Raw genomic sequence first — 22,712 nt, 5'->3', positions numbered from 1 at the left:
GAATTAATCTCTTTGCTCTTTTATTTCAATTGATTCTATAATATCACCTTGTCTGATACTATCAAGTACTTCAAAACTATTTTCATCATCTTGTTCAATTCCACCAAATACAGTATGATGACCATCTAAATGAGGACAATCAACAAAACAAATAAAGAATTGGCTTCCACCTGTGTCTGGTCCTGCATGAGCCATCGATAAACTACCTCTATTGTGTACTTGTTTATCTGCATTTGTTTCACAAGCAATAGCCCATTCTGGACCACCAGCTCCTGTTCCATCTGGACAACCACCTTGTGCCATAAATCCAGCTATAACTCTGTGGAAGTTAAGTCCATCATAAAATTTATCATTTGCTAATGTAGCAAAATTTGCAACAGTATTAGGTGTTTCTTCATTAAATAGTTTTAACCAAATTACACCTTTTGTTGTAGAAACTTTTGCATATTTAAATTTTGATAATTCTTCTTTTGAATATTCATATTGTTTTAATTCTTTTTTTCCAAAACCAAACATTTTTATCCTTTTACTTTTTATTTGAAATTATATCGTTTTTTGGTGTTAGATAGTTTAATCTAACTAGATTATTAATAATCTCTTTAAATACAGGTACAGCAGACCATGAAGCATAATGGTAATACCAATGTTTACCTGTTGAGACTGGATCAATAACTGTAACACCAATAGTGTATGAGTTTTCTCCATCATTTACAAAACCAAAAAAAGATGAAATATACTCTTTTAAATATTTCCCACCTCTTGCTATTTGTGCTGTACCAGTTTTGCCACCAATCTCAAGACCAGGTATTTGAGCCTCTCTACCAGTTCCTTTATCAACTGTTTTTATAAGTAATCTTTTTATCTCTTTTGCAGTTTTTTCTGTAATTATTCTTTCATCTTTTATTTTATCTTCTTTATATTTGTTTCCATCGATTTCAAAGTATGAAACTATTCTTGGAGTTACAGCAATACCATTATTATTAAATGTTGAATATGCTTTTAAAACTTGCATAAAAGTTGCAGTCATACCTTGTCCATACGATACTGTTGCCTTATAAACATTATCTTCATTTTTTTTGTCATTTGCTGCAAATTGCCAAACTTTAGGCATGTCTCCCTTTTTTTCATAAGGAAGGTCTATTCCTGTTTCTCTGGTAAAACCAAATCTTTTCATCCCTTCAAAAAACTCTGGACCACTTAGTCTTTGAGCAAATTGTAGGGTTCCTATATTTGATGAAAAAATAAGTATGTCATCTAGAGTAAGATAGTGTTTTGTAAATCGGTGGTCATCTTTTATTGTGAATCTTCCTAATTTATACCTTCCTCTAGGAAACTCACCTTTTTTATTTGCTTTGCCTTTTGTATTATAAGCAAATAAAAGTTCATTTTTTTTGATTCTTTTTTTATCTAAAACTAGTGCGATTGCAATAGGTTTTATTACAGAACCAGGTTCAAATTGATATTCAATTGCATTCACATTTAATGATGGGATATCTTTTTGATATATTTTTTCTGGATTAAATCTATTTGAGGATGCTAAAGATAAGATTTTACCTGTTTTACTCTCCATTACAGAAACAATAATCTCTTTTGCTTCTAGTTTCTTTTTATATATATCAAGAATCATTTCATTGTTTTTTTGAAGTTTTAAAGGGATATTTAGAACTATATTAGCTCCATCAATTCTTTGTTTAATTGTAGAATTTCTATTAAATGATATATAAGATAAAACATCTCTATTACCACTTAATATTCCATCTTTGCTATTATTTAGGAGTTTATCATATTTTTTTTCTAATCCTTTAATCCCTTTTACTCTTGTTTTATCATTTTTGGTTTCATACTTTCTAATATATCCAACAACAGGAGTTAAAGTAGTATCATAAGAATAAACTCTTTTTTCCCCACTTTCACTAATACTTAATCCTCTTAAAATTTTTCCACCAGGTACTTTTCTTGATTTAAATACATTAAGTCGTCTTAATTTAAATCCTAATTCTTTTAAATTTTTTGCTGTCTTTGAATCAATATTATATGAAAGGACAAGATTCCCAGGGCTGTTTTTTAGTGCATCTTCTAATTTTTTTTCTATTTTTTTGTAAGGAATATTACTATAAATAGAAAATAATCTTATAAAAAGTTCTTTTTTATTTTCATCAAGGTGTCTAGTATCAATTGATGCTTTATATATTTTTTTTGAAGTTGATATTTTAAAGTTATCAGAACTTACAATATCTCCACGCACTGCTAATTCTTTTTTTGACGTCTCTAATGAGGGTAACCTTCGGTAATCTTTCATAGTGTCAAATATAGAGATTAATAAAATAATTAATAAAAAAAGTATAAAGAAAAACAAAAACATAATTTTCTTGATTTTGTTATCTTTTTCCTTAAAGTTTGAAGACATATTTATCCATAATATAATATAATAAAAAATGAATTCTAACAAAAATACAATTAAAAGAAACAATTCCAACAAGAGAATTTACGAAGCTGATTATGTACTATTTCTATTGGTTAGTTCTTTAATTATAATAAGTATTATTTTCTCATACTCTTTATCAATTTATACAGTTGAATATTATGGATATAATCAATTTCATTTTTTTATTAGACAAATGTTTGTTGGAGTTATGGCAATATTAATTATGTGGGGATTTTCATTAATTGATCCAGATAAAATAGTTAATAGGGTTGGTATGGGTTTTTTTATTATATTTTTTATACTTATGGCTCTTATGCCCTTTTTACCTTCATCTATGGTAACTGCTTCTGGTGGAGCAAATAGATGGATTAGACTTCCAGGATTTTCTTTATCTCCTGTAGAATTTTTTAAAATAGGATTTATATATTTTTTATCATGGTCTTTTCATAGAAGGCTTATTGAGGTTCCTAGAAAAATTGGATTAAAGCAAGAGATGCTTCTTTTAGCTCCATATTTTGTTGCTTTTCTTGTTGTTGTGTTTATTATTGCATTCTTACAAAAAGATTTAGGACAAGTTGTACTTTTAGGAGGAATATTATTTATACTTTTAATTTTTGCAAATAGAAGTTATAAAGTTTTTGTCTCTTTAGGAGTTGTGGGGATTATTGCTTTTATAGGATTAATTATAGCAGCACCACATAGGATACAAAGAATTTTTTCGTGGTGGGCAATGGTACAAGATAAGATACTTTCAATTTTACCTTCATGGGCAGATGCTTATTTACGTATTGATGAACTTCCTGAACCCTATCAAGTATCACACTCTTTAAATGCTATGCACAATGGTGGGATATTTGGTGAAGGTATTGGTTTAGGAGATATAAAATTAGGTTTCTTAAGTGAGGTTCACACCGACTTTGTATTGGCTGGTATTACGGAAGAACTAGGCTTATTAGGTTTAACATTTATAACATTGATTATGTTTTTAATTGTGTTTAGAATATTTAGGATAAGTGGAAGGGTAGAAAACAAAATATATCATCTATTTACAATTGGCGTAGCACTTATGATAATAATTGCATTTTTAATAAATTCATATGGTATCTCGGGAATGATTCCAATTAAAGGTATTGCTGTACCACTTTTAAGTTATGGAGGTTCTTCCATGTTGGCAATGTCAATTGCAATAGGTTTAGTTTTATCAATTAGTAAATCTGTAGATTTAAGTAAAAAGGTTAATCAACAATGAGAGTAGTAATAACAGGTGGAGGAACAGGTGGACATCTAAAAGTTGCAGATGCACTTATTGAAGAGTATTCAAAAAGGGGTATAAAACCAATATTTATTGGATCTATAAATGGACAAGATAAAGATTGGTTTGATAAAGATAAAAGATTATATAAATCATATTTCTTAGAAACAAAGGGTGTTGTAAATAAAAAAGGTTTAGGAAAATTAAGTTCATTGTTTCAAATAATTAAAGCTATGAATAAATGTTTTGATATCTTTGATGATAATGAAGTTAAAACAGTGATTTCTGTTGGTGGTTTTTCTGCTGCACCTGCTACATTTGCCGCAATTTTATCTTGGGGATGTAAACTATACATACATGAACAAAACTCTGTAATGGGTAAATTAAATGAATTAACATCTAGATTTGCTACTGAAGTTTTTAGTTCCTTTGATAGTAGATCCCCTATAAAAGATTATCCTGTTTCAGAAGAGTTCTTTGATAATGCAAGAATAAGAGATGAGATTCAAACTATAATATTCTTAGGTGGTTCTCAAGGGGCGACTGCAATAAATAATTTTGCTTTAAAAGTTGCACCTAAATTAGATAGCTTAGGTTTAAAGATTATTCATCAAACTGGGAAAAACGATTTTGGACGTGTTTCTAAAGAGTATGAAAAAATGAAAATTAATGTTGATGTTTTCCCTTTTTCAAGAGAGATAGCAAAAAAAATGAGCATAGCAGATTTTGCTGTAAGTAGGGCAGGGGCTTCAACTCTTTGGGAACTTTGTGCAAACTCTTTACCCACTTTATTTGTACCTTATCCTTACGCAGCAAGAGACCATCAATATACAAATGCTAAATTTTTGGAAGAAAAAGGTTTATGTTATATCTCTAGAGAAAAAGACCTAAGTGAAGAGTTATTAATAGAAACATTGAAAAAAGATAACTTTACTGTAAGTAAAAAACTGGTTGATTCAATCAGCTGTGATGCTGTTGAATCAATTGTTGATTTAATAAGTGATCAGAAGTAAAATTATTCCAAAAAGAATTCTATATATACCAAATGCAACAAAGGTAAACTTCTCTAAGAATTTTAAAAATAGTTTTATTGTTAAAAAAGCAACTATAAATGAGATAATAAATCCAATTAGAAGATTAGTGAAGTTTGTACCTACTAATAGTTCATCATGATGTTTTAATAAATCATACCCTGTTGTTGCACACATCACTGGAAAAGCTAAAAGAAATGAAAATTCAGCACTAGCTTTTCTGTTTAATCCTACTAACATTGCTCCAATAATTGATGAACCTGCTCTTGATGTTCCAGGGATTAAAGCAAAGATTTGTGCAAGACCGATATATAGTGATTGTTTATAAGAGACATCCTCTACATCACTTGTTATATGGTTGGATTCATCATAATATCTCTCTACAATTAAAAATACAACTCCCCCAACTATAAACATAATTGCAACTATTTCAAGTGAAAATAATGCTTTAACTTGTTTTGAAAATAAAAATCCGATAGTTGCAATTGGTAAAAATGCTATAAAAATTTTTGTCCATAAATCTATATGTTTAAAGGTAAATTTACTTGGATAGTTTAATATAACTGCAAGTATAGCTGCAAACTGTATAATAACTTCATAAGCTTTATTAACATTTGTTTGATCTATCCCTAGATATTCACTTGCTACAATTAGGTGTCCAGTTGATGAGATTGGAAGAAATTCAGTAATCCCTTCTATTATGCCAAGAAAAATAGAATCAAGTGCTGTCATTTAAACCCTTTTTGTTTGGTAAGTGTTAAAAATTTCTTTAATGCAATTTTCTCTTTTTTTGTAATATCGTAATCTATTCTTTTTAGATATTCAATTATGTTTTTATTTGATACTTTAGTTCTTTGAGAATATTCATTTAAAATATATTGAGGAATTTTTACTTTTCTTTTATCAAAATTTTTCATTATATTTTTTAGTATTTTTCCATTTTTTCTGTAACAAAGTGTTGCAAAAACAAAAGGCAGATTAAATTTCTTTTTCCATTCCAATGCTAAATCAATAACTTCTACATCTGGGTTTTCATGGAAAAATTTTAGAGCTTTATCTCCAATAAGAACTTCACCATTTAGATTTAAAATTTTTGCTAAAGCATTTGAGGTTTCACTTTGATAATCAGCTTTCTCTTCACCTGGAATTAAAATCACTGATTGAACATCTTTTCTAGCAATAATCCCAAAATTTAGTCTTTTTTCTCCTCTTGAAGCAATAGAAGATATAAAAGCAGAATCAACTTTACTTTTTTTAAATTTTTTATTTATTTTGGCTGGATATGATTTCTTATAATGTATTATTGATTTTATTTGATTTGATTGTATTCTTTTCTTTAGATATACATGAACAGGCAATAAATTAATAAAATCTATTTTTGCAAATATCATTTTATTGTTCCTTCTTTTTATTAAAATTAATTGGATATAATATCTAAAATGAAGTAAATAAGGAGTTAATATGGTGAAAATTGAATTTTTAGGACCTATTAATAAAGAAGCAATAAATCTTGATATAAAAAATTTAAATGAATTAAGTAATATATTGAAAAATGATACAGAAATATCTAATTGGCTTCAAAATTGTGCAGTTGCAATTAATGATACACTTGTAAGTTCAAAAGATGTAGATTTAAAAGATGGAGATAGAGTCTCTTTATTACCTCCCGTTTGTGGTGGGTGATATCTAAATTAAGAGTAGATTATGAGTATAGATAATAGATTACAACTTTTTGATGGTTCTTTACCTGTTGAACAAATAACAAATGAATGGTACAGTGAGTTTAAAGATTCAAATTATGGTGCAGTTATAACATTTATTGGAGTTGTACGAGATGAAAATAAAATTGATGGATTAAGTTTTGATATATATGAGCCAATTTTAAAAAAATGGTTTGAGTCTTGGCAAGAAAAAGCAAAAGAAAAAAATGCAGTAGTTCTAATGGCACATAGTCGTGGTGATGTATTAAATCATGAGAGTTCATATATTGCAGGGGTATGTAGTCCTAAAAGAAGAGTTGCATTAGAGATGATAGATGAATTTGTAGAAGATTTTAAAGCTTCAGCTCCTATCTGGAAATATGATATTTTGAATGGGAAAAGAGTATATGCAGAAGATAGAAGTACTCCAATACAAGGTGCAGGTATATTAAAATAATGTCAAAAAGAGTATTAATAATTGAGGATAGTAAATCGGTTGCAAATACTTTAAGTTTGATGATAAAAGAGGAACTGGGATATCATACAACAATTGGTGTATCAGTTAAAGAGTGCGCAAAACTTTTATTGGAATTTAAAGGTAGATTTGATGTAGCTTTATTAGATTTGGGATTACCTGATTCTAAAGATGGTGAAATTGTAGATTTTGTGACAAAATTTAATATTCCAATTGTAATTTTGACTGGATCAACTTTAGTAGAAGATGAGATTAAAAACAAAAGTAAAAATATTGTTGATTATGTTGTTAAAGATGGAATATATTCTTTTAAATATACAATCTCTGTAATAAGAAGAATAATCAATAATCAAAAAGTAAAAGTTCTTTTAGTTGATGACTCAAGAACTTTTTTAGAAAATACAAAAGAATTAATAGAAAGATATAGATTAACTGTTTTTACTGCAACAAATGGCAAAGAAGCTTTAAATATATTAAAAAATAATAAAGATATTAAGCTAATTTTGACTGATTATTATATGCCATATATGGATGGACTTGAATTAATAAGAAAAGTAAGAAAAGAGTACACAAAAGATGAATTATCTATAATTGTAACTTCAGGTATTAAAAATAAAAATACAGCTTCAAAATTTTTAAAATATGGTGCAAATGATTTTTTATATAAAGGGTTTACTTCTGAAGAATTATTTGCTAGGATAAATGCAAATATAGAAATACTAGAGTTATTTGATGAGTTAAAAAATAGAGCCAATAGAGATTTTTTAAGTAACTTATTTAATAGAAGGTATCTTTTTGAATATGGGAATACTCTTATTAAAGAAGCGATATATAAAAATCAAAAAGTTTTCTTAGCCTTAATAGATATTGATAAGTTTAAATCTATAAATGACAAATATGGACATGATGTAGGAGATGTTGTAATAAAAGAGGTCTCTCAAATCTTACAAAATCAATTTAATCGTGGTGAATTAGTAGTAAGGTTAGGTGGAGAAGAGTTTTGTATACTTTTTATTAATGAAGATGAAAACTCAGTAGTAGATAGATTAGAGATATTAAGAGAAGAGTTTCAAAATAATCAATTTGAAATAGAAAAGAAAAAAATAAACTTTACTATATCTATTGGTTGTTCTTTTAAAGATGATAAAGATTTAGATTTAATGATACAAAACTCTGATAAGCTTCTTTATAAAGCAAAAGAAGATGGAAGAAATAAGGTAGTATATAAATGAGAGTAGATTTACACAATCACACACCTTTGTGCAATCATGCGAATGGAACCATGGAAGAGTTTGTGAAAAAGGCAATTGACTTAAATATTGATGTATTTGGTTTTTCAGATCATGCACCAATGCCCTTTGATCCAAAATATAGAATGGATATTAGTCAAAAAGATGAATATGAAAACAACATAGATCTTTTAAAAGAAAAATATAAAAATAAAATTGAAATTTTAAAAGCTTATGAAGTTGATTTTATGCAAAATAGTTCTCTAATGCTTGATGAGGTATTAAATTCTAAAGTTGATTATCTAATAGGTTCTGTACATTTTATTCAAGAATCAAACAATAATCTATGGGGGTTTGATAATCCTGAATTTATAGGAAAATATAAAGAAAAAAATATTGATGAAATTTGGATTGATTATTTTGAAGCTATAAAACAACTAGCAAAAAGTAAACATTTTGATATAGTAGGACATTTAGATTTGATTAAAGTGTTCAAATATTTACCTAATAAAGATATTAAAGTTTTGGCAAAAGATGCACTAATTGAAATAAAAAAATCAGAAATGGTTATAGAGATAAATGCAGCAGGTTTTAGAAAGCCTATTTGTGAAGCTTATCCATCTAAAGAATTATTAGAATTAGCATTTGAACTTGATATTCCTATTACATTCTCTTCTGACGCACATGAAATTGAGCAAATTGGATTTATGTATGATAAAGTTACAGAAATTGCAAGGAAAATTGGATATAATTATTGCGCAATATTTAAAGAAAGAGATAGGAAACTAGTTAAATTTTAAACAGCTGAATACTACTAATATTTAAGCTATAGTTAATAAAAAATATTTCATTGTATATTTTTTAAACAGAAACTTTATTTATATTTTTCTTTATTTAGATACAATTATGCATAATTATTTTAAGGAGTTAAAAACATGGGAAAATTTGTTAATAATATTGAAGAGTTTTTCAAATATTGTGAAGAGAACGAAGTAAAATTTGTTGATCTTAGATTTTCAGATATGAAAGGTATGTGGCATCATCTAACTTATATGTTAAGTGCGGTAAATGAAGATAACTTAACTAACGGTATGCCATTTGATGGTTCATCAGTTGACGCATGGCAGCCAATTAATAAATCAGATATGATTTTAAAACCAGATGTTGAAACTGCATTTTTAGATCCATTTACAGCTGATTCAACAATTATTTTATTTTGTGATGTATATGATATTTATAAAAATGAATTATATGAAAAATGTCCAAGATCTATTGCAAAAAAAGCATTATCACACTTATCAGAATCAGGATTAGGTGACGTAGCTTATTTTGGACCAGAAAATGAGTTCTTTATTTTTGATGATGTAAAAATTATTGATGATATTAATGAATCTTACTATAAAGTTGATTCTGAAGAGGGTTGTTGGTCTGATGCAACTGATTATGAAATGGGGAATATGGGGCATAGACCTAGAACTAAAGGTGGATACTTCCCAGTACAACCAACAGATTCTATGGTAGATTTAAGAGCAGAAATGATGCAAATTTTAGAGCAAGTAGGTCTAGAAGTTACACTTGGTCACCATGAAGTTGCACAAGCTCAAGGTGAGATTGGTGTTGTATTTGGAGATTTAATTGAAGCTGCTGATAATGTACAAAAATATAAATATGTTTGTAAAATGGTTGCACACTTAAATGGTAAATCTTGTACATTTATGCCAAAACCACTATTTGGTGATAATGGTAATGGTATGCACGTTCACCAATCTATTTGGAAAGAGGGTAAAAACTTATTCTATTCTGAAGGTGAATATGGTAATTTAAGTGAAACTGCTAGACATTATATTGGTGGTATCTTTAAACACGCTCGTGCAGTTGCTGCATTTACTAATGCATCAACTAACTCTTATAAAAGATTAATCCCAGGATTTGAAGCTCCTTCAATCTTAACTTACTCTTCACAAAACAGATCTGCATCTTGTAGAATTCCTTATGGTGCAGGTGAAAAAGCGACTAGAATCGAAATGAGATTCCCAGATTCAACTTCTTGTCCTTATTTAGCATTTGCTGCAATGTTAATGGCTGGTCTTGATGGTATCGCAAATAAATACGAGCCTGTAGGTCCAATGGATGATGACTTATTTGAATTAGAATTAGATGAAATTAGAGAAAGAAAAATTCCTCAAATGCCTCATACTTTAAGAGGATCTTTAGAAGCATTAATTAGAGATAATGATTTCTTAAAACCTGTATTCTCTCAAGAAATGATTGATACATATCAACACTATAAATTTGAAACTCAAGTTTGGCCTGACGAAGCTAGACCAACTGCATTCGAATTTAAATCAACTTATTCTTGTTAGTATCTTGATACAAAAGAAAAAAAGGCTAGTCCAATTTGGGCTAGCCTTTTTTTATGTCTAAAATAATTTGAAAATATGATTATTGGATTTAGATAAAAATAAAAAGTGATTAAATAAAAAATAGAGTTCTTGTATTAGAACTCTATTACCTCTCCTGAAGAAGATTTATTAATAACAGGCATTTGTACTTTAGGTAAAGGAGATGTTTCTGTATAGTATTCTTTGTGACCATTTACATAAGATGTTTTAACATTATCAGGCATTTCAAACTCTCTTTGTATTTCAGGATGTATCTCCAAGTATTTTTTATAAAAATAAGAGAATGAAGGAGCTGCTGTAGTCCCTCCACCTTCGCTTCTTCTCATAGGAGCATTATTGTCTTTCCCAAACCAGACAACTGTTTGGATAGTTGGAGAAAAACCACAAAACCATGCATCAACATTACTATTTGTTGTTCCTGTTTTTCCTGCAAGTTCTAATCCTTTTACTTTTGCACGTCTTCCTGTTCCTCTTTGAACTACATCTTTTAAGATTGTTTTCATAAGATAAATTTGTTCAGGAGAATCTACATATTTAGTTTGAGGTTCAAAACTTATTGTGTCACCTTTACTATTCGTAATAGAGTTAATCATATAAGGTGTAACTTGAATACCATCATTGGAAAATGAACTATAAGCTTTACTTAAATCAAGTGGAGATATAGAAAAAGAACCTAGTGTGATTGATAAATCTCTAGGCATACCTGTAATACCAAAGTTTTCAAGACCTTTATACATCTCCCCGATACCTACATCAGTAACTAAGTTAATTGTAGCTAGATTTCTTGAGTGTATTAGGGATTCTCTTAATGTTATTATCCCTTTAAATTTTCCACCATAATTTTTTGGTTGCCATATTTTTTCTTCCCCATCAATTTCATATTCATAAGTTCTACCAATATCTACAAGCTGAGAAGCTGGTGAATATCCTAAATCTAAAGCTGTTTGATAAAGAAAAGGTTTAGCAGCAGATCCTGGTTGTCTTTTGCTTTGTACGGCTCTATTAAATGATGATTCTGTATAATCAACCCCACCAACTAATGCTAAAATTTTACCTGTATTATTTTCTATTGATACTAATGCACCATTAAGTGAATCTACAAAATATCCTTCTTCGACAGGAATTTTTTCTTCACCTCTTTTTATTACATTGTTAATTGGATTTTTTTGTAATTTGTTATCTCTATCAATAATTCTATTATATCCATATGTCAATGCTTCTCTTGCTATTTTTTGTGCATCTAAATCGATTGTAAGGTTAATTCTATAACCACCTGATCTAATATCATCAATATCGTTGTGCAATAGTTTTATTGCATAATCTACAATATAAGGAGCCTGATTTTTAGTTAAAGTATCATTATAAACTTGAGGGATATAGTTTATTGAATTTTTATATTCTTCCTCATTTATCCAACCTAGTGTATGCATTCTATTTATAACTTGATTTGCTCTTGTTAGGGCAAATTTTAAATTCTTGGTTGGATCATAAAAACTTGGAGCTTTTGGAAGTCCTACTAATATAGCAATCTCTTTTAAATTTAATTCAAATAAATCTTTTCTAAAATAACCTTGTGCTGCAGTACGAATACCATAATAACTATGTCCAAAATATACTTGATTTAAATATCTTTCAAGAATCTCTTCTTTTGTTAATATTGTTTCAAGTCTTATTGCAAGTAAAGCTTCTTTGATTTTTCTCATCAATTTTTTTTCTCTACTTAACACAACACTTTTTATTAATTGTTGTGTTAAAGTACTAGCTCCCTCAACATAACCCATAGCTTTAATATTTTTAATCATTGCTCTACTAATAGCATCTGGATTTACTCCATGGTGTTCGAAAAAATGTGTATCTTCTATTGCTACAAGTGCTTCTACTACTCTAGCTGGAATATCATCATAGTTTACATATAGTCTATGTTCTTTTTTAAATATATTAGCAATTAAATTTCCATCTTTATCAAAAAACTGCGTTGTTTTTGGAGGATTGTAATTAACAACTTTATCTATATCACCTCTAATATCATTATATAAACTTAATAGCCACCCTGTGATTGCAATACCAACTAATAGTATAAATGTAAAAATATATTTAATCATATTATTCCCTAAAATCTTTGTTTTCGAAAGTTGAGTTTATAAGCTCTTTTGTGTAAAAAGATTGTGGATTATTAAGTACTTCATTTGTAGCACCCTCTTCAATAATCACTCCATCTTTTATAATCATGATATTCTCGCAAATATTTTTTATTGAATTTATATCATGAGTTACAAAAAGAGTTAGTATATTTAACTCTTTTTGTAACTTATATATTAATTCTAAAATTGTTTTTTTTGAATTTTCATCTAAAGCTGTTGTTGGTTCATCTAAAAGTAAAAATTTTATTTCATTGCTAAGTGCAATTGCTATAACTACCCGTTGAAGTTGTCCCCCACTAAGTTCACTTGGAAATCTATTTAAAAATTTTGTATCAAGTCCTACAAGTTTAAATAGTTCCTCTTTTTTCTCTTTTTCACAAAAAAATTGATTTTTAATTTTTGTCATAGGAGAAAGTGAAGTAAAAGGGTTTTGTGGAATAAATCCTATATTTTTACTATTTAACTCAAAAGATGAATTATAATCGAATTTCAAATTTAAATTTGATGGAAGAAGGTTTAGTATTGATTTTAAGGTCAAAGACTTTCCACTTCCACTTTGACCTATAAGTGCTGTAGAGTTTTCTATTTTAAAACTTATATCAACTAAATCTTTCTCTTGAGTTGAAATTTTAAGATGTTTTATCTCTACAGTTTCTTGCATTAAACTAAAGCCTCATCCATTTGGGCAGGTTTCTCTACATCCATTAGTTTTAATACTGTTGGTGCAATATTATTTAAGCTTCCCTCTTTAACTTTAGATACATTTTCAGCCATTACAAAACAAAATACATCTCCTACTGTATGATTAGTTAGAGTTTTACCTTCATTGTCTTTCATCATTTCACAGTTTCCATGATCACTTGTTAATATTAAACTATAATCTTTCTCTTTTGCTTTTTCAATAATTAAACCAATCTCTTTATCAACTGCTTCAACTGCTTTTATACCAGCTTCATAAACACCAGTATGTCCTACCATATCTCCATTTGCAAAGTTTACAACAATAAAATCAGTATTTTCATCCATAGCTTTTAAAACTTCAACACCTACTTCAGGCGCACTCATTTCTGGTTTTAAATCATATGTTGCTACTTTGGGAGAAGGGATTAAAACTCTACTTTCATTTAATACAGGTTCTTCAACTCCCCCATTAAAGAAGAATGTTACATGGGCATATTTTTCTGTTTCAGCTGTATGAAGTTGAGTTAGACCTGCATTAGATATCACTTCTGCTAAAGTATTTTTTGGTGTTTCTTTTGGAAAGATTACTGGTAAAGGAAGGTTTTTATCATATTGTGTCATAGTTGCAATATTTAACTTATCTTCAAATCTTTTAAATTCAGTAAAATTGCTATTTGCCATTGCAGTTGATATCTCTCTCATTCTGTCACTTCTAAAGTTACAAAAAATTATTCCATCATTTTCAGATAAGCCTTCATACCCTTCAAAAGCACTTGGTATTAAAAATTCATCAAAAATCTCCTCTTTATATGAATTTTCTATGAAATCTAATGGACTTGTAGAAATTTTGGGTTGTGCAAAAGCTATAGCATCATAACCTTTTTGAACTCTTTCCCATCTTGAATCCCTATCCATAGAATAATATCTTCCAGCAATTGTTGCTAATTTTATATCTTCATCACAAATATCTAAAATTTGTTTAATATATTTTCCTGCACAATTAGGTGCTACATCTCTACCATCAGTTATTGCATGAATAAAAACTTTTTTATTATTTGATTTTGCAATTTTTGCAAGGGCTATTATATGTTCTATATGTGAATGAACTCCACCATCACTTAAAAGTCCAATTAAATGAATATTATTAGAAGTTTTTATTGTTGATTTTATAATTTCATTATCTTTTAATGTATTATTCTCAATAGCCATATTAATTTTCACTAAGTCTTGGTACAATACTCTACCACTACCAATTGTCATATGTCCAACTTCAGAGTTTCCCATTTGTCCATCTGGTAAACCAACATATTTACCATATGTGTGGATTAATGAATAAGGTACATTTTTAAATAGATAATCGTATGTAGGAGTTTCTGCATTTACAAAAGCATTATAACTTTCTGATTCATTAAACCCTATACCATCGGTAATTACTAAGATTGCTTTTTTGCTCATTGTTTAAACCTTTTAAAAAGTATATTGTATTATAATCTTCGCGGATTATACCAAAACTAACTCCTATATTTGCTGAAAATATATATCTTTGTCTAAAGGCAGAGATTGGGGTTTTTTAAAACTCAGGAGTATCCTTTCCTGAAATTGAAGGCTTAAATTTGTTTTATTGGTTTTATAGACATCTAGATATAAATATATTTCAATATATTTCTGTGCGTGCGGGAATTGCATTTTTTATTTCATTTTTTTTAACAATGTATTTACTTCCTAAGTTTGTTAAATGGGCAAGGTCAAAAAAGGCTTCACAACCTATTTATGAATATGCACCTGAATCTCATCAAGAAAAAGCAGGAACTCCAACAATGGGTGGAGTTGTTTTTACCTTTTCTACAATAATTGCAACTTTATTAACAGTAAAATTAAACAATTTTTATGTGGTGGGAGCACTTTTGATTTTGGGTGGATTCTCTTTTATTGGATTTAAAGATGACATCTCTAAGATTTTAAAAAATAGCAATTCTGCTGGATTAACCCCAAAAGGAAAACTAATTTTACAATTTTTAGCTGCTTGCATTGTTTCTATTGTTTTAGTCGTTTATCATCATACAACTACTTTATATACACCATTTTATAAATATCCACTTTTTGACATGAGTTATTTTGCTATTGCATTTTGGATGCTGGTTATTGTGTCAGCTTCAAATGCAGTTAATCTTACAGATGGATTAGATGGTTTAGCTACAGTACCTTCTATAATTGCATTTGTAACTCTTTCTGGTTTAGTGTATGTAAGTGGACATGCTATATTTTCATCATATTTGTTATTACCTAGTATTCAAACCTCAGGGGAGTTAGCAATAATAGGCTCAGCTCTTATAGGCTCTTTGATAGCATTTCTTTGGTATAACTGTCACCCTGCACAAGTATTCATGGGTGACAGTGGTTCTTTACCTTTAGGAGCATTTATGGGTTATATGGCAATTGTAGCAAAATCTGAAATACTACTTGTACTAATAGGACTTGTATTTGTTATAGAGACAGTATCTGTAATATTACAAGTTGGTTCATATAAACTTAGACAAAAAAGGATATTTTTAATGGCTCCAATTCATCACCATTTTGAACAGAAGGGTTGGAAAGAAAATAAAATTATAGTTAGATTTTGGATTGTTTCTTTTATGGCAAATTTAGTTGCTTTATTGAGTCTAAAAATTAGATAATGGTTATATAATAAAAAAGCTGAAAAGCTAGGAGATATTATGATAAGAGTACTTGGTAAGGGATTAACCGCACAAGCTATTAAAAATAAATATGATGATGTTATGTTATATGATGATAGTGATTTTGATAAATATGATTTAGAATCAGATGATATAACTATTGTAAGTCCAGGTATTCCACCTTTTAATGAAATGGTTAAAAAAGCAAAAAATATTCAAAGTGATTATGATTTACTTTTTAACGATATGCCTTTTTCTATTTGGATTAGTGGAACTAATGGAAAAACTACAACTACACAAATGATTCAACATCTATTAGAATCTAAAGGTAGTGTTTGTGGAGGTAATATTGGCACACCAATTACCAGCTTAGATAAAAATGCACCTATATGGATTCTTGAAACCTCTTCTTTCACCTTTCATTATACAAACATAGCAAAACCCAACTTATATGTATTGTTACCCATATCTGAAGATCATATCTCTTGGCATGGAAGTTTTAAAGAATATGAAGAAGCAAAATTAAAACCCTTGTCAATGATGGTTGAGGGTGAAATCGTAATAATACCTGAAGAGTATAAAGATTATCCTACAAGTGCAATGAAGATTACATATAAAGATAGTAATGATTTATGTTCATATTTTAATATAGAAAAAGAAAAAATTGATTTTAAAGAACCTTTTTTATTAGATGCCTTATTAGCTTTAGCTACAAAAAAAATAGTTTTTGATGAAATTGATTATGAAAAGATAAATACTTATAAAGTAGATAAACATAAAGTAGAAGAGTTTTATGATAAACAAAATAGATTGTGGGTGGATGATAGTAAAGCTACAAATATAGATGCGACAATTAATGCACTTCCATCATATAAAGATAAAAAGATATATTTAATTTTAGGTGGAGATGACAAAGGCGCAAATTTAAAACCCCTTTTTGAGTTTTTAAAAGATTATAAAATTGAAATTTATTCAATAGGAACTAATAGTGAAAGAATTTCTAAATATTGTAATGAATATAAATTAAAAAATTTCCAATGTAATCTTCTAGAAAAAGCAGTAGAAGAAATATCAAAAAAACACGACAAAAACGCAGTTTCTATCCTTTCACCAGCTGCTGCATCCCTTGATCAATTTAGTTCTTATAAACAAAGAGGAAAAGAATTTAAAAAATTTGTTTCCAGTTTAAGCTTAAATTAATGTATTACTGTATATAATTTCACTCCAATTTAAGAAGGACGCATTCAAAAAGCGTATGGCTCGGTAGCTCAGTCGGTAGAGCAAAGGACTGAAAATCCTTGTGTCGGCAGTTCGATTCTGCCCCGCGCCACCACTTAAATTATTGGACGCTGGTGTAGCTCAGTTGGCTAGAGCAGCTGATTTGTAATCAGCAGGTCGGGGGTTCGACTCCCTTCACCAGCTCCATTTTTATTAATGTCGTGCGTAATCTTAAAAAGATCAGCGCTTGACCAGAACAATAATTTTTTCAACGGTGAGGTTGGAGAGTGGTCAAATCCAGGAGACTGTAAATCTCCCGCCTATGGCTTCGAAGGTTCAAATCCTTCTCTCACCACCACGTAATGTTGCGGGAATAGCTCAGTTGGCTAGAGCCTCTGCCTTCCAAGCAGATTGTCGCGAGTTCGAGTCTCGTTTCCCGCTCCATTAATTTATTTATTGATTACTGGGAGCTGAGTTATAACGCATTTTTATAACTCCCTTTTTTTATAAAAAATCTCCCATTAAAGTTTTTTTTAGTATTTTTTAAGTAAAATACCAGTCCACAAAAAAAATATTGCTTTTTTTGTAGGCATTTTAATAGTAAACATCCCCTCTGAATAGAGAAGTTATTGGACTTATCTACTCAGAGGGCAATAACAACCAAAATTTTTTAAGGGGAATTTTATGGCAAAAGAAAAATTCGAGCGAAGTAAACCGCACGTAAATATTGGTACTATTGGTCACGTTGACCACGGTAAAACTACATTAACAGCTGCAATCACTATGTGTTTAGGGCTTAAAAATGGTCAAGCAACTATGGATTATGATCAAATTGATAATGCTCCAGAAGAAAGAGAAAGAGGAATTACTATTGCTACTTCTCACGTTGAGTATGAAACTGAAACTAGACACTACGCACACGTAGATTGTCCAGGTCACGCCGATTATGTTAAAAACATGATTACTGGTGCTGCACAAATGGATGGTGCTATCTTAGTTATTGCTTCAACTGATGGACCTATGGCTCAAACTAGAGAGCACATTCTATTATCTAAACAAGTTGGTGTACCATACATCGTTGTATTCTTAAACAAAGAAGATCAACTTGATGATGAAGATAAAGAAGAGATGTTAGAATTAGTTGAAATGGAAGTTAGAGAATTATTATCTGAGTATGATTTCCCAGGTGACGATACTCCAATCGTAGCTGGATCTGCATTCCAAGCTTTAGAAGAAGCTAAATCTGGTACTGCTGGTGAGTGGTCAGAAAAAATCTATGCATTAATGGATGAAGTTGATGCTTATATCCCAACTCCAGAAAGAGATGCTGATCAAGATTTCTTAATGCCTGTAGAAGATGTATTTACTATTCAAGGTAGAGGTACAGTTGTAACTGGTAGAATTGAAAAAGGTACAATCAAACTAAACGAAGAGATTGAAATCGTTGGTATGAGAGATACACAAAAAACTACTGTAACTGGTATTGAAATGTTCAGAAAAGAGATGGACGAAGGTGTTGCTGGTGATAACGCTGGTATTCTTTTAAGAGGTATTAAAAAAGAAGATGTTCAAAGAGGACAAGTTCTTGTTAAGCCAGGTTCAATTACTCCACACACTGAATTTAAAGGTGAGGTATATATCCTTTCTAAAGAGGAAGGTGGTAGACATACTCCATTCTTCTCAGGATACAGACCACAATTTTATGTAAGAACAACAGACGTTACTGGTTCTTGTACTTTACCAGAAGGTACAGAAATGGTTATGCCAGGTGATAACGTTGAGATGACTGTTTCATTAGTTGCTCCAGTTGCTCTAGAAAAAGGTACTAAATTTGCTATTAGAGAAGGTGGTAGAACTGTTGGTGCTGGAGTTGTTGCTGAAATCATCAAGTAAGGATAAAGTATGGCAAACGGAGTAAGTATTAAGATTGGACTAAAATGTGAAGAGTGTGGTGATATCAACTACACTACTTATAAAAATCCAAAAACATACACAGAAAAAATGGCTATTAAAAAATATAGCCCAAGATTAAAAAAACACACAATTCATAAAGAAGTTAAGTTAAAGTCGTAAGACTTTACTTAGCCTTTGTGGTTTGTAACCAGGTCAGTAGCTCCAATGGTAGAGCGCCGGATTCCAAATCCGATGGTTACGGGTTCGAGTCCTGTCTGGCCTGCCACTAAATTTTTTTAAAAGCAGTATTGACTTCTTTTAAAAGAATTTATCAAGCTTAGAAACTGGAGTCAATTGTGAATAAATTAAAAACTTATTATAAAAATGCTAAAGATGAACTTTTAAAAGTTATTTTCCCTATCAAAGAGCAAATTAGATCTGCTTACCTTTCTGTATTTGTAGTTGTAACAGTGATTTCTCTATTTTTAGCATTAATTGATGCAATTATGTCTCTAAGCTTATCTGCTGTAATGAACTAAGGAATATTTGATGGCACAACAATGGTATGCAATACAAACTCACTCAGGTAGTGAATTAACTGTAAAAAGAGCATTAGAAAGATTAGCAGAAGAGATGGCTGATGGTAAAATCTCTGAAGTATTAGTTCCTACAGAAGATTTAATCGAGGTTAAAAAAGGTAATAAAACAATTGTAGAAAGACCTTTATATCCAGCATATGCTTTTGCTAAAATTGATTTAGATACAGCATTATGGCATCGAATCCAATCAATGCCAAAAGTTGGAAGATTTATTGGTGAATCTAAAAAACCAACTCCTTTATCAAAAAAAGATATTGATTCAATTTTAGACAAAGTTCAAAATAGAGCTGCTGCTAAACCAAAAATCTCATTTGATGAGGGTGAAATGGTTAGAATCAATGAAGGTCCATTTGCAAACTTCAATGGTGTAGTTGAAGATTTCGATATGGCTTCAGGACTATTAAAACTAAATGTTTCAATTTTCGGAAGAAATACTCCAGTTGAAATAAATTACACTCAAGTAGAAAGAGTAGTATAAAAACATTTTTAGGCATTAGGCAAAAAAACTTCAGCTTCCTTTGAGTTTTCTTGCCTAATGCCTAAATCATTAAAAACAATAAAAAAAATTTAAAAAGGAAATACGATGGCTAAAAAAGTTGACGGAATATTAAAACTTCAAATTCCAGCTGGTGCTGCTAATCCATCACCACCTGTTGGTCCTGCTCTAGGTCAAAGAGGGATTAACATCATGGAATTTTGTAAAGCATTTAATGAAAAAACAAAAGATAAAGGTGGTTTTACTATTCCAGTTGAAATCACTGTTTACAATGATAAAAGCTTTACTTTTACATTAAAACAACCACCAATGACTGACTTAATTAAAAAAGTTTCTGGTGTTAAAAAAGGTTCTGATAATCCACTTAAAAACAAAGTTGGTAAATTAAATAAAGACCAAATCATGGAAATCGTTGATATGAAAATCGCAGATTTAAATACTGATGATAAAGAACAAGCTGCAAAAATTGTTGCTGGTTCAGCTAGATCAATGGGAATTGATATAGAGTTATAATATAACAAGCCCGACCACTAGGCTTTAAACAGCGGTAGCAAAAAAAAATAAAAAAATTGCGGAGAATAAAATGGCAAAAGTTTCAAAAAGATATAAAGCGTTATTAGAAAAAATTGAAGATAAAGATTATGCATTTGCAGAAGCTTGTGCAAAAATCAAAGAATTAAAATCAGCAAAATTTGATGAGTCAGTTGAAGTTGCATTAAACTTAAACGTTGACCCAAGACATGCTGACCAAATGATTAGAGGTGCTGTTGTACTTCCAAATGGTACTGGTAAGACTGTTAGAGTAGCTGTTTTTGCTAAAGGTGCAAAAATGGATGAAGCTAAAGCTGCTGGTGCTGATATTGTTGGTAATGATGATTTAGTAGAAAGTGTACAAGCTGGGAACATTGATTTTGATGTATTAATTGCAACTCCAGATTGTATGGGACTAGTTGGTAAATTAGGTAGAATCTTAGGACCAAAAGGTTTAATGCCTAATCCTAAAACTGGTACAGTAACTATGGATGTTACTAAAGCAGTTAATGATGCTAAAGGTGGTCAAGTTGCATATAGAGTTGATAAAAAAGGTAATATGCATGCTGCTGTTGGTAAAGTATCATTTTCAGAAGAAGCAATTAAAGAAAATATTGAAGCATTCGTTAGTGCAATTAACAAAGCAAAACCTGCATCTGCAAAAGGTAGATACATTACTAATGCTGCAATTTCATTAACAATGTCACCATCAATCAATCTTGATGTATTAGAATTAATGGATATTAAATAATTAAATTATTTAACATTCAATAGTGGGGATATTATCCCCACGTTTGAGTGTTAATCAAAGCACTACATTAAAAACTGAAGATAGTGGGTTAAATACTACTCCTGTATTTTGTAAAACCTGCCGAAGTTGGATGTTTTGAAAGGAGAAATATAAATGACTAAACAACAAAAAGCTGAAGTAATTGATTTCTTGTCTTCTGAGTTTAAAGAGTCTCAAGCTATCGTAGTTTGTGATTATAACGCAATCTCTCACAAAGAGTTAGAAGGTTTAAGAAAAGACGCTAGAGAAGCTGGTGTTAAAGTTCAAGTTGCTAAAAACACATTAGTTACAGTTGCTGTAAAAAATGCTGAATTAGGTGATATTGAATTATCTGGAAACAACATTTTCTTATGGTCTGAAGATCAAATTTCTGCTTGTAAAGTTGCTGATAAATTTGCTTTAGCAAATAAAGACAAATTTGCAATTAAATCTGGTATCATTGAAGGTGAAATTGCAGATGTTGCTAGAGTTAATGCATTTGCTAAATTACCATCTAGAGAAGAACTTCTTGGTATGCTTGCTGCTACATGGATGGCTCCAGTTACTAACTTTACAATTGGGCTTGATGCTCTTAGAAAGAAAAAAGAAGAAGAGGCTGCGTAATTTAAATACGCATTTATAAAATTAAAAATAAATAAAAAAATAAAACAAGGAAAAATGAAATGGCAATTTCTAAAGAAGACGTATTAGAATACATCTCTGGTTTATCTGTATTAGAATTATCAGAATTAGTTAAAGAATTTGAAGAAAAATTTGGTGTATCTGCACAACCTGTTGCAGTTGCTGGTGGAGCAGTTGCTGGTGGAGCTGCTGAAGCTGCAGAAGAAAAAACTGAATTCAACGTTGTGTTAAAAGACGCTGGAGCTAAGAAAATTAACGTTATTAAAGTAATTAGAGCGTTAACTGGTCTTGGATTAAAAGAAGCAAAAGCTATGGCTGAAGAAGCTGGTGCTGTTGTAAAAGAAGGTGTTTCTAAAGAAGACGCTGAAGCTGCTAAAACTGAATTAGAAGGTGCAGGAGCTACTGTAGAATTAGCATAATTCTTAAGTAAGTATCTTGTATCCTGTTATACAAGGCTTTTTGCCTTGTATAAAGATTAGCATCTTTGAGGGCTAAGGTTAGAATTTCTAAGGAAATTTTAACCCTATCCTTTAAGGATGCTTTTGCGCTTTAT

General features: G+C 29.9%; 24 protein-coding genes and 5 tRNA genes. 22 read left to right on the top strand and 7 right to left on the bottom strand.

Annotated elements, in window-relative coordinates:
- Nucleotides 1–3: 3 nt before the first annotated feature.
- Both ACKU4C_RS11940 and ACKU4C_RS11935 read right to left on the bottom strand, forming a co-directional pair.
- A complete protein-coding gene (locus ACKU4C_RS11940) occupies nucleotides 4–516 on the bottom strand; it encodes a peptidylprolyl isomerase (protein WP_321312281.1) in 513 nt (170 codons plus the stop codon).
- Nucleotides 517–526: 10 nt separating this feature from the next.
- Nucleotides 527–2,407 carry a penicillin-binding protein 2 gene (locus ACKU4C_RS11935; RefSeq protein WP_321312279.1) on the bottom strand — a complete coding sequence of 627 codons (1,881 nt, stop codon included), beginning with the start codon at nucleotides 2,405–2,407 and terminating at the stop codon, nucleotides 527–529.
- Between the two features lie 28 nt (nucleotides 2,408–2,435).
- On the opposite strand from ACKU4C_RS11935, the gene ACKU4C_RS11930 reads away from it, so the two are divergent.
- Complete coding sequence (locus ACKU4C_RS11930; RefSeq protein WP_321312277.1) at nucleotides 2,436–3,674, top strand: FtsW/RodA/SpoVE family cell cycle protein; 1,239 nt, start codon at nucleotides 2,436–2,438, stop codon at nucleotides 3,672–3,674.
- Nucleotides 3,671–4,690, top strand: a complete 1,020-nt coding sequence (locus ACKU4C_RS11925) for a UDP-N-acetylglucosamine--N-acetylmuramyl-(pentapeptide) pyrophosphoryl-undecaprenol N-acetylglucosamine transferase (RefSeq protein ID WP_321312275.1) — start codon at nucleotides 3,671–3,673, stop codon at nucleotides 4,688–4,690. The genes ACKU4C_RS11930 and ACKU4C_RS11925 overlap by 4 nt, the downstream gene beginning before the upstream one ends.
- Here ACKU4C_RS11925 and ACKU4C_RS11920 read toward each other — a convergent pair.
- A complete protein-coding gene (locus ACKU4C_RS11920; protein WP_321312274.1) occupies nucleotides 4,670–5,440 on the bottom strand; it encodes an undecaprenyl-diphosphate phosphatase in 771 nt (256 codons plus the stop codon). The genes ACKU4C_RS11925 and ACKU4C_RS11920 overlap by 21 nt on opposite strands.
- Complete coding sequence (locus tag ACKU4C_RS11915) at nucleotides 5,437–6,099, bottom strand: MqnA/MqnD/SBP family protein (protein WP_321312273.1); 663 nt, start codon at nucleotides 6,097–6,099, stop codon at nucleotides 5,437–5,439. The genes ACKU4C_RS11920 and ACKU4C_RS11915 overlap by 4 nt, the downstream gene beginning before the upstream one ends.
- A gap of 70 nt (nucleotides 6,100–6,169) precedes the next feature.
- Here ACKU4C_RS11915 and ACKU4C_RS11910 point away from each other — a divergent pair, with 70 nt between their 5' ends.
- From ACKU4C_RS11910 to glnA, 5 genes are all read left to right on the top strand, one after another.
- Nucleotides 6,170–6,391, top strand: coding sequence for a MoaD/ThiS family protein (locus tag ACKU4C_RS11910; protein WP_321312271.1), 222 nt, complete (start codon nucleotides 6,170–6,172; stop codon nucleotides 6,389–6,391).
- 21 nt (nucleotides 6,392–6,412) lie between these two features.
- Nucleotides 6,413–6,865, top strand: coding sequence for a molybdenum cofactor biosynthesis protein MoaE (locus ACKU4C_RS11905; RefSeq protein ID WP_321312269.1), 453 nt, complete (start codon nucleotides 6,413–6,415; stop codon nucleotides 6,863–6,865).
- The gene (locus ACKU4C_RS11900; protein ID WP_321312267.1) at nucleotides 6,865–8,115 is read left to right on the top strand and encodes a diguanylate cyclase; all 1,251 of its coding nucleotides are present in this window, start codon (nucleotides 6,865–6,867) and stop codon (nucleotides 8,113–8,115) included. Before ACKU4C_RS11905 ends, ACKU4C_RS11900 begins: the two co-directional genes overlap by 1 nt.
- Complete coding sequence (gene hisJ / locus ACKU4C_RS11895) at nucleotides 8,112–8,912, top strand: histidinol-phosphatase HisJ (RefSeq protein WP_321312265.1); 801 nt, start codon at nucleotides 8,112–8,114, stop codon at nucleotides 8,910–8,912. Before ACKU4C_RS11900 ends, hisJ begins: the two co-directional genes overlap by 4 nt.
- Before the next feature lie 135 nt (nucleotides 8,913–9,047).
- Nucleotides 9,048–10,475, top strand: coding sequence for a type I glutamate--ammonia ligase (glnA, locus tag ACKU4C_RS11890; RefSeq protein ID WP_321312263.1), 1,428 nt, complete (start codon nucleotides 9,048–9,050; stop codon nucleotides 10,473–10,475).
- A gap of 134 nt (nucleotides 10,476–10,609) precedes the next feature.
- Here the strand turns inward: glnA and ACKU4C_RS11885 are convergent, their stop codons facing one another.
- Genes ACKU4C_RS11885 through gpmI form a run of 3 tightly spaced genes read right to left on the bottom strand, consistent with a single transcriptional unit; the run spans nucleotide 10,610 to nucleotide 14,791 of the window.
- Complete coding sequence (locus ACKU4C_RS11885) at nucleotides 10,610–12,616, bottom strand: PBP1A family penicillin-binding protein (protein WP_321312262.1); 2,007 nt, start codon at nucleotides 12,614–12,616, stop codon at nucleotides 10,610–10,612.
- Nucleotide 12,617: 1 nt separating this feature from the next.
- A complete protein-coding gene (locus ACKU4C_RS11880; RefSeq protein ID WP_321312260.1) occupies nucleotides 12,618–13,316 on the bottom strand; it encodes an ATP-binding cassette domain-containing protein in 699 nt (232 codons plus the stop codon).
- On the bottom strand, nucleotides 13,316–14,791 hold the full coding sequence (gene gpmI / locus ACKU4C_RS11875) for a 2,3-bisphosphoglycerate-independent phosphoglycerate mutase (RefSeq protein ID WP_321312258.1): 1,476 nt from the start codon (nucleotides 14,789–14,791) through the stop codon (nucleotides 13,316–13,318). The genes ACKU4C_RS11880 and gpmI overlap by 1 nt, the downstream gene beginning before the upstream one ends.
- Before the next feature lie 158 nt (nucleotides 14,792–14,949).
- Here gpmI and mraY point away from each other — a divergent pair, with 158 nt between their 5' ends.
- The 15 genes from mraY to rplL all read left to right on the top strand — a co-directional run bounded on the left by mraY (nucleotide 14,950) and on the right by rplL (nucleotide 22,578).
- The gene (gene mraY / locus ACKU4C_RS11870; protein WP_321312256.1) at nucleotides 14,950–16,011 is read left to right on the top strand and encodes a phospho-N-acetylmuramoyl-pentapeptide-transferase; all 1,062 of its coding nucleotides are present in this window, start codon (nucleotides 14,950–14,952) and stop codon (nucleotides 16,009–16,011) included.
- Nucleotides 16,012–16,050: 39 nt separating this feature from the next.
- Nucleotides 16,051–17,211: a UDP-N-acetylmuramoyl-L-alanine--D-glutamate ligase gene (gene murD / locus ACKU4C_RS11865; protein WP_321312254.1), complete on the top strand. Its 1,161-nt coding sequence runs from the start codon at nucleotides 16,051–16,053 to the stop codon at nucleotides 17,209–17,211.
- Between the two features lie 57 nt (nucleotides 17,212–17,268).
- Nucleotides 17,269–17,344, top strand: a tRNA-Phe gene (locus ACKU4C_RS11860).
- A gap of 15 nt (nucleotides 17,345–17,359) precedes the next feature.
- Nucleotides 17,360–17,436, top strand: a tRNA-Thr gene (locus tag ACKU4C_RS11855).
- A gap of 66 nt (nucleotides 17,437–17,502) precedes the next feature.
- Nucleotides 17,503–17,587 (top strand) — tRNA-Tyr (locus ACKU4C_RS11850).
- Nucleotides 17,588–17,596: 9 nt separating this feature from the next.
- Nucleotides 17,597–17,673 (top strand) — tRNA-Gly (locus ACKU4C_RS11845).
- 240 nt (nucleotides 17,674–17,913) lie between these two features.
- Complete coding sequence (gene tuf / locus ACKU4C_RS11840; RefSeq protein WP_321312252.1) at nucleotides 17,914–19,122, top strand: elongation factor Tu; 1,209 nt, start codon at nucleotides 17,914–17,916, stop codon at nucleotides 19,120–19,122.
- Nucleotides 19,123–19,131: 9 nt separating this feature from the next.
- Nucleotides 19,132–19,302, top strand: coding sequence for a 50S ribosomal protein L33 (gene rpmG, locus ACKU4C_RS11835; protein ID WP_320034979.1), 171 nt, complete (start codon nucleotides 19,132–19,134; stop codon nucleotides 19,300–19,302).
- Between the two features lie 30 nt (nucleotides 19,303–19,332).
- Nucleotides 19,333–19,408 (top strand) — tRNA-Trp (locus tag ACKU4C_RS11830).
- Between the two features lie 70 nt (nucleotides 19,409–19,478).
- Complete coding sequence (secE, locus tag ACKU4C_RS11825; RefSeq protein ID WP_321312249.1) at nucleotides 19,479–19,661, top strand: preprotein translocase subunit SecE; 183 nt, start codon at nucleotides 19,479–19,481, stop codon at nucleotides 19,659–19,661.
- 10 nt (nucleotides 19,662–19,671) lie between these two features.
- A complete protein-coding gene (gene nusG, locus ACKU4C_RS11820; RefSeq protein ID WP_321312247.1) occupies nucleotides 19,672–20,199 on the top strand; it encodes a transcription termination/antitermination protein NusG in 528 nt (175 codons plus the stop codon).
- A 105-nt stretch (nucleotides 20,200–20,304) separates the two neighbouring features.
- Nucleotides 20,305–20,730, top strand: coding sequence for a 50S ribosomal protein L11 (gene rplK / locus ACKU4C_RS11815; protein WP_321312245.1), 426 nt, complete (start codon nucleotides 20,305–20,307; stop codon nucleotides 20,728–20,730).
- A 70-nt stretch (nucleotides 20,731–20,800) separates the two neighbouring features.
- Complete coding sequence (rplA, locus tag ACKU4C_RS11810; protein WP_321312243.1) at nucleotides 20,801–21,499, top strand: 50S ribosomal protein L1; 699 nt, start codon at nucleotides 20,801–20,803, stop codon at nucleotides 21,497–21,499.
- Between the two features lie 153 nt (nucleotides 21,500–21,652).
- On the top strand, nucleotides 21,653–22,141 hold the full coding sequence (rplJ, locus tag ACKU4C_RS11805; RefSeq protein WP_321312241.1) for a 50S ribosomal protein L10: 489 nt from the start codon (nucleotides 21,653–21,655) through the stop codon (nucleotides 22,139–22,141).
- A 59-nt stretch (nucleotides 22,142–22,200) separates the two neighbouring features.
- Nucleotides 22,201–22,578 (top strand): 50S ribosomal protein L7/L12, encoded by a 378-nt coding sequence (gene rplL / locus ACKU4C_RS11800; RefSeq protein WP_321312240.1) that lies wholly within the window; start codon nucleotides 22,201–22,203, stop codon nucleotides 22,576–22,578.
- Nucleotides 22,579–22,712 lie beyond the last annotated feature (134 nt).

It is taken from the genome of Halarcobacter sp. (assembly GCF_963676935.1).
GTDB lineage: Bacteria > Campylobacterota > Campylobacteria > Campylobacterales > Arcobacteraceae > Halarcobacter.
This window is presented reverse-complemented; position numbering and strand designations above follow the sequence as displayed.